General features: G+C 65.4%; 7 protein-coding genes and 1 pseudogene. 1 reads left to right on the forward strand and 7 read right to left on the reverse strand.

Annotation, left to right across the window (positions count from 1 at the left end):
• Positions 1-131: 131 nt before the first annotated feature.
• Positions 132-896 carry an SDR family oxidoreductase gene (locus tag K675_RS0100995; RefSeq protein WP_017901641.1) on the forward strand — a complete coding sequence of 255 codons (765 nt, stop codon included), beginning with the start codon at positions 132-134 and terminating at the stop codon, positions 894-896.
• Between the two features lie 160 nt (positions 897-1056).
• Here K675_RS0100995 and K675_RS0101000 read toward each other — a convergent pair whose 3' ends face one another.
• The 7 genes and pseudogenes from K675_RS0101000 to K675_RS0101030 all read right to left on the reverse strand — a co-directional run.
• Positions 1057-2190 (reverse strand): AGE family epimerase/isomerase, encoded by a 1134-nt coding sequence (locus K675_RS0101000; RefSeq protein ID WP_017901642.1) that lies wholly within the window; start codon positions 2188-2190, stop codon positions 1057-1059.
• Positions 2191-2489: 299 nt separating this feature from the next.
• Complete coding sequence (locus tag K675_RS0101005; RefSeq protein ID WP_017901643.1) at positions 2490-3062, reverse strand: HupE/UreJ family protein; 573 nt, start codon at positions 3060-3062, stop codon at positions 2490-2492.
• A gap of 25 nt (positions 3063-3087) precedes the next feature.
• Positions 3088-3702 (reverse strand): urease accessory protein UreG, encoded by a 615-nt coding sequence (gene ureG, locus K675_RS0101010; protein ID WP_017901644.1) that lies wholly within the window; start codon positions 3700-3702, stop codon positions 3088-3090.
• A 9-nt stretch (positions 3703-3711) separates the two neighbouring features.
• Positions 3712-4386: an urease accessory protein UreF gene (locus tag K675_RS0101015; RefSeq protein WP_017901645.1), complete on the reverse strand. Its 675-nt coding sequence runs from the start codon at positions 4384-4386 to the stop codon at positions 3712-3714.
• On the reverse strand, positions 4383-4883 hold the full coding sequence (ureE, locus tag K675_RS0101020; protein WP_017901646.1) for an urease accessory protein UreE: 501 nt from the start codon (positions 4881-4883) through the stop codon (positions 4383-4385). Before ureE ends, K675_RS0101015 begins: the two co-directional genes overlap by 4 nt.
• A 291-nt stretch (positions 4884-5174) precedes the next feature.
• Positions 5175-5807 (reverse strand): TetR family transcriptional regulator, encoded by a 633-nt coding sequence (locus tag K675_RS0101025; protein ID WP_017901647.1) that lies wholly within the window; start codon positions 5805-5807, stop codon positions 5175-5177.
• A 163-nt stretch (positions 5808-5970) separates the two neighbouring features.
• Positions 5971-6156 (reverse strand): annotated as a pseudogene (locus K675_RS0101030) (hypothetical protein); the annotation flags it as partial.

Raw genomic sequence — 6156 nt, forward strand, 5'->3', positions numbered from 1 at the left:
GTATTTGAACGTTTTTTGCACAGTCTAGTGTCGAAGCGTGCGACACAGTTGCTGGCCCCCGCCGGGCCGGGCATGCTGGGCGGAGAACGACTTTATTTCATGCTGTAACCGAGTCTAGCTAGGAGAACACGATGACATCCACGCTGTTTATCACGGGCGCCACTTCCGGTTTTGGCGAGGCTTGTGCCCGTCGCTTTGCCGAGGCCGGTTGGAAACTGGTACTGACCGGGCGTCGCGAAGAGCGTCTGAATGCCCTGTGCGCCGAGCTTTCCCAGCAGACCGAAGTGCATGGCCTGGTGCTCGACGTGCGTGACCGCAAGGCCATGGAAGCCGCCATCGCCAACCTGCCACCGAGCTTCGCCAAGCTGCGCGGACTGATCAACAACGCCGGCCTGGCCCTGGGCGTCGACCCGGCGCCCAAGTGCAGCCTGGACGACTGGGACACCATGGTCGACACCAACATCAAGGGCCTGATGTACAGCACCCGCCTGCTGCTGCCGCGGCTGATCGCCCATGGCCGTGGCGCCAGCATCGTCAACGTCGGCTCGATCGCCGGCAAGTACCCGTACCCCGGCAGCCATGTGTATGGCGCGAGCAAGGCGTTCGTCAAACAGTTCTCCCTGAGCCTGCGTTGCGATCTGCAAGGCACGGGCGTGCGCGTGAGCAACATCGAGCCGGGGCTGTGTGAAAGCGAGTTCTCGCTGGTGCGCTTCGGTGGTGACCAGGCACGCTACGACGCGACTTACGCCGGTGCCGAGCCGATCCAGCCGCAAGACATCGCCGAGACCATCTTCTGGGTGCTCAACACGCCAGCCCACGTCAACATCAACAGCCTGGAACTGATGCCGGTGAGTCAGACCTGGGCCGGGTTCGCCATCGAGCGCGACAAGTCCTGATCCTCAATTGCGTGGCGAGCGGACTTGCCCGCGTTGGGCCGTGAAGCGGCCCCAAAGCCAGCGATCGAGATACACCAGGCACAACGAGTTCGCTGGTAGTGGGGCTGCTTTGCAGCCCAACGCGGGCAAGCCCGCTCGCCACAAGGAGACGCGGTGCGGCTCAGCCCAGGTAGTCGGCCAGCCCGTGCAGGCAGGTCGCCAGGTGATAGGGCGTGGTCGACGGCATGTCCGCACGGCTGACCACGCCCTTGGCGTCCAGGCACTCGTTCCAGCCGCCCTTGTGCATGAAATGCGTGTGCAGGGCCTGAAGCTGGCGCTGCAGACGTGCCGAGTTATCCACACGCAGGGTCAGCGCCCGCAGGTATTCGGCCTGGGCCCAGATCCGTTGGGTTGCGTCACGTACTGTCCCATTGATGGCCAGCATCGCGCTGACGGCTCCGCTGTTCGAGTCCACGCCGGTCCGTTCGGCATACTCGAAACCTCGTTCCAGCGACTGGTGCAAGGCACTGCCGCGCAGCAGGGGCGAGGATTCGAGCAGGAACATCCACTCGAACTGATGACCCGGTTCGAACCAGTTATCCACAGTGCCCAACGGTTTTTCCAGGATCACGCCGTGCTGGCGGTCGACGAAGCGCTTCTGCAAGGCCGCGACCAGGGCCAGCAGGTCGGTCTGGACGCGGGCGTCCTCGCGTGCCGCCAGCGTCGCCAGGAAGGCTTCGGTCAGGTGCATCAGCGGATTCTGCAACGGGCCGCTGCCCAGCGACGACCAGTCGCGCGCCAGGTCCGCCTCGTACAGGCCGTCGCCGGTGGCGAAGCGCACGGCGAGCACTTCCAGCGCGGCATCGAGTACCGACTCCACCAGCGGTTCACGGGTCCTGGCCCAGTAGTGGGCGCAGGCGAACAGGATGAAGGCGTGGGTATAGAGGTCCTTGCGGCTGTCCAGCGGTGTGCCCCGCGGATCGATGCTGTAGAACCAGCCACCGTGCTCGGCGTCGTGGAAATGCCGCTGCAGCGAGCGGAACAGTGCCGCGGCGCGGGTGCCAGCGTCCGGGAAGGCAATGTCGCCGATCAGGCTGGAGAACAGGTACAGCTGACGGGCGCAGGCCATGGCGCGATAGCGTTGCGGCGGCAGTGGGCGATGTTCGGCGTCCAGCGCTTCATACGGCAGTGCCAGCTCGGCATTCCAGCCGGGGCCTTGCCAGAGGGGGACGATCACCTGGTGAAAGTGCTGTTGCACGGTGGCGAACAGACGCTTCAATTCGGGGGCGGCGGCAGAGCTGGAAACATCAGGCATCGGCAGGGGTCGTCGGACAGGAGTTTGCGCCACATGGTAGCAGGCGATTTGTCGCCATGTCAGATACGTGGTTTTGCGGGGTGGGTTGGGGCAGGTGTCTGTCCAGTTGCAGAAGGCGGCGGCCGGGCTGGCGCTTTCGCGGATAAACCGGGGCGCCGGGCCGCCAGCTCCCCAGGTTCTGCGGTGTCTGCCGCACTTCCTGGGAGCCTGTTTGGCCGTTCATCGGCGATGGGCTAGAGATAGTTGGCTCCCACCGGGCCTGTGGGAGCCGGTGCCCCGGTTTATCCGCGACTGGGCCGTCAGCCTGCCAGCAACCACACCCCGGTCGCCGCCGAAGCCGCCCCGGCCACGCGCACCAGCGGCGCCGCCGCCTGCGGCAGGACCCGCACCACCAGATACCCGAGGGCGTGCAGGGTGGCCGTTGCCAGCACGAAACCGGCGGCATACGCCCACGGGCTGGACATCTCCGGCAATTCCAGGCCATGGGCCACACCATGGAACAGGGCGAACAGCGCCGTGGCGGCCACCGCCAGGCTCACGGGTGGCCGTACCGCCAATGCCACGGCCAGGCCCAGTGCCAGTACCGAGGCGGCGATACCGCTTTCCAGGGCCGGCAGTTCCAGTCCCTCGAAGCCGAGCACGCCACCGATCAGCATGGTGCCGACAAAGGTGCACGGCAGCGCCCAGCGCGCCGTTCCCTGTTGCTGCGCGGCCCACAGGCCCACCGCCAGCATCGCCAGCAGGTGATCGATGCCGCCGATGGGGTGGCTGATACCGGCGACCAGGCCGCTGTCGCCATGGCCGGGGTGAGCGAAGGCCACGGCCGGCGCCAGCAGCAGGGTGAGGACACTAAGGAGTTTTTTCAGACTCATGGACAGATTCCTGGTGGTTGAGTGATCAGGCTGCGGTCAGCAGGCCCTGGCGTTCGATAAAGGCGACGATGGCGTCCAGCCCGTGCCCGGTTTTCTGGTTGCTGAAGACGAACGGCTTGTCGCCGCGCATCCGGCGGGTGTCGCTGTCCATCATTTCCAGCGAGGCGCCCACCAGCGGCGCGAGGTCGATCTTGTTGATCACCAGCAGGTCGGACTTGCAGATGCCCGGTCCGCCCTTGCGCGGCAGCTTGTCGCCGGCCGAGACATCGATCACGTAGATGGTCAGGTCGGAGAGCTCCGGGCTGAAGGTCGCCGACAGGTTGTCGCCGCCCGACTCCACCAGGATCAGGTCCAGGCCCGGAAAGCGCCGGTTCAACTGGTCCACGGCCTCGAGGTTGATCGAGGCGTCCTCGCGAATCGCGGTATGCGGGCAGCCGCCGGTTTCCACGCCGATGATCCGCTCCGGCGCCAGGGCCTGGTTGCGCACCAGGAAGTCGGCGTCTTCGCGGGTATAGATATCGTTGGTGACCACCGCCAGGTTGTAGCGCTCGCGCAGGGCCAGGCACAGGGCCAGGGTCAGGGCGGTCTTGCCGGAGCCGACGGGGCCGCCGATACCGACACGCAGGGGTTGTGCGTTCATCTTGCTCTCCTAGGAACGAAACAGGCGGCTGTATTGGCGCTCGTGGGCCATGCATGCCAGGGACAGGCCGAAGGCGGCACTGCCGATGTGTTGTGGATCTTGTTCGCTGGCCGCCCGCTGGGCCTGTTGCAGCAGCGGCAGCAGTTCGCTGGTCAGGCGCTGGGCGGCCTGCTGGCCGAGTGGCAGGGTTTTCATCAGCACCGCCAACTGGTTTTCCAGCCAGCTCCAGAGCCAGGCGGCCAGGGCGTCCTGGGGGCTGATTCGCCAGGCCCGGGCGGCCAGTGCCCAGCCAAGGGCCAGGTGCGGTTCGCCATGGTGAGCGAGGAATTCCCGGGCGTCGTCATCGAGCTCGGGAAGACCGCCGAGCAGTTGTTGCAGGGAGTAGCCCATCTGCCGGCTTTCCAGGTACAGCTCGCGGGTCTCGCGGCTGGCACGGTGTTCCTCGGCCAGTCGCTCCAGGCGCGGCCAGTCGGCCTGCGCCGCCGCGGTGCAATGGGCCAGCAGCAAGGGGGCTTCGAAGCGGGCGAGGTTGAGCAGCAACTGGTCGCCGATCCAGCGCCGGGCACTGGCCGGGTCATGCACCCGCGCCTGCTCCACGGCCATTTCCAGACCCTGAGAGTAGCTGTAGCCGCCAATCGGCAGTTGCGGGCTGGCCAGGCGCAGCAGCGCCCAGGCCGGATTCATGTGCGCACACCGAACTGGTGCAGGCGTGGCGGATAGTTGAAGTCTTCATCACCATGCCGCGAATGGTGATGGCCGCCACCATAGGCGCCGTGTTCCGGCTGGAAGGGCGCCTCGATGGTTTCGGTGCGGGCTCCGAGCTGTTCGAGCATGGCCTTGAGCACATAGTCGTCGAGCAGCCGTAGCCAGCCGTCGCCGACCTGGAGAGCGACATGGCGGTTGCCCAGGTGGTAGGCGGCACGGGTCAGTTCGAAGGCATTGGCACAGGTGACATGCAGCAAGTGTTCGGGGCGGGCACAGACGCGGACGATGCGGCCGTCTTCGGCTTGCAGGCATTCGCCGTCGTACAGGGGGGGCTGACCGCGTTCGAGGAACAATCCCACATCTTCACCGGCGGCACTGAAACAGCGCAGGCGGCTTTTGCTGCGTGCCTCGAAGTTCAGGTGCAGTTCGGCGCTCCAGGCGGATTGAGGTTCGATTCTGCGATGAATCACCAGCATCTTTAGGCTTCCAGCAATGAGCAATACCTGAGCTAGAGCAAAGGGCTTGCCAGTCGGACGAGGCCTAGGAAATCCCTGTCAGAAGGCGTCGCGCGCCTGAAAAAGGAGCGTAGCGATGTGTCTGGGTGTTTCAATGTGGTGCGAGAGAGGGCTTTCCGCGCGTTTTCGGTGCATCTGGGGGTGAAGTGTCCGGCAGGGGCGTGAAGGGCGGTCTGTTCGTTCAGGGGCGCTGAAAAGCTTCGCGGGCGAGCCCGGCTCCTACGAGGTTGGCTGGGCGTCGGGGGGCGAGGGTCACTCGGTACTGCCGAGTCCCTGCCAATGCTTCAGGCCGATGAAGATGAAGCGCAACTGCTGGGTGATCTTCGCCTGCGGCGCCAGGTAGTCGGGCAGCGGCTCCTGCGGTGGGTCAGCGATCTCCGGCAGGGTGGCGAATACGCTCTTGACGATCAGGTCGGCCATCACCTCCAGCCCGTCGGCGTTCAGGTGCTGCAGCTTGGGCATCAGGGCCAGGTCGGCGGCCAGGTCCGCACTGATGTTCTCGCGCAGGCGGGCGATGGCCTGGCGCACCGGTGATGAGCCACCATACTGTTCGCGGGCGAGAAACAGGAACTGCGAGCGGTTCTGCGCCACGACGTCGAGGAAGATCCGCACCGACGCATCGATGATGCCGCCCATGACGAACTCGTTGTGGCGAACCAGTCGGATCGTTTCCCGGAAGGTCTGGCCCACTTCGCTGACCAGCGCCAGGCCGAGTTGGTCCATGTCGTCGAAATGCCGGTAGAAGCCGGTCGGCACGATGCCAGCGGTTTTCGCCACTTCGCGCAGGCTCAGGCTGCCAAAGCCACGTCCACCCGCCATCAGATGGCGCGCGGCGTCCATCAGGGCATGACGGGTCTGTTGTTTCTGTTCGGCACGAGGCAGCATCGGCGGGACGTTTTCTGGAAGACAGGAGCGGCGCACTCTAGCAAATCAGCTTTGCCGGCGTCGAACGTGTAGCGGGGGCAGGAGGGAGCGACAGTAAATCGGAGTCCCTGAAATGTCGAAGCCCGATCCAGTGGATCGGGCTTCGTTCCAGGCCATCATGGCCTCAGCTCAGGGCTTGGTGACGTTCGGCCAGGCGATCGGCACCGCCTTCGGTGATCAGGTCTTTTTCTTTCAGACGGTCGTTACCACCTTCGGCGAGAGTCTGGCCCTGAGGGGTACGGTCGTAGCCATCGGCGGCAAGGGTCTGGCCTTGTGGAGTGCGTTCGCTACCGTCGGAAGCCAGGGTCTG

The sequence above is a fragment of the Pseudomonas fuscovaginae SE-1 genome, assembly GCF_000364705.1.
GTDB lineage: Bacteria > Pseudomonadota > Gammaproteobacteria > Pseudomonadales > Pseudomonadaceae > Aquipseudomonas > Aquipseudomonas fuscovaginae_A.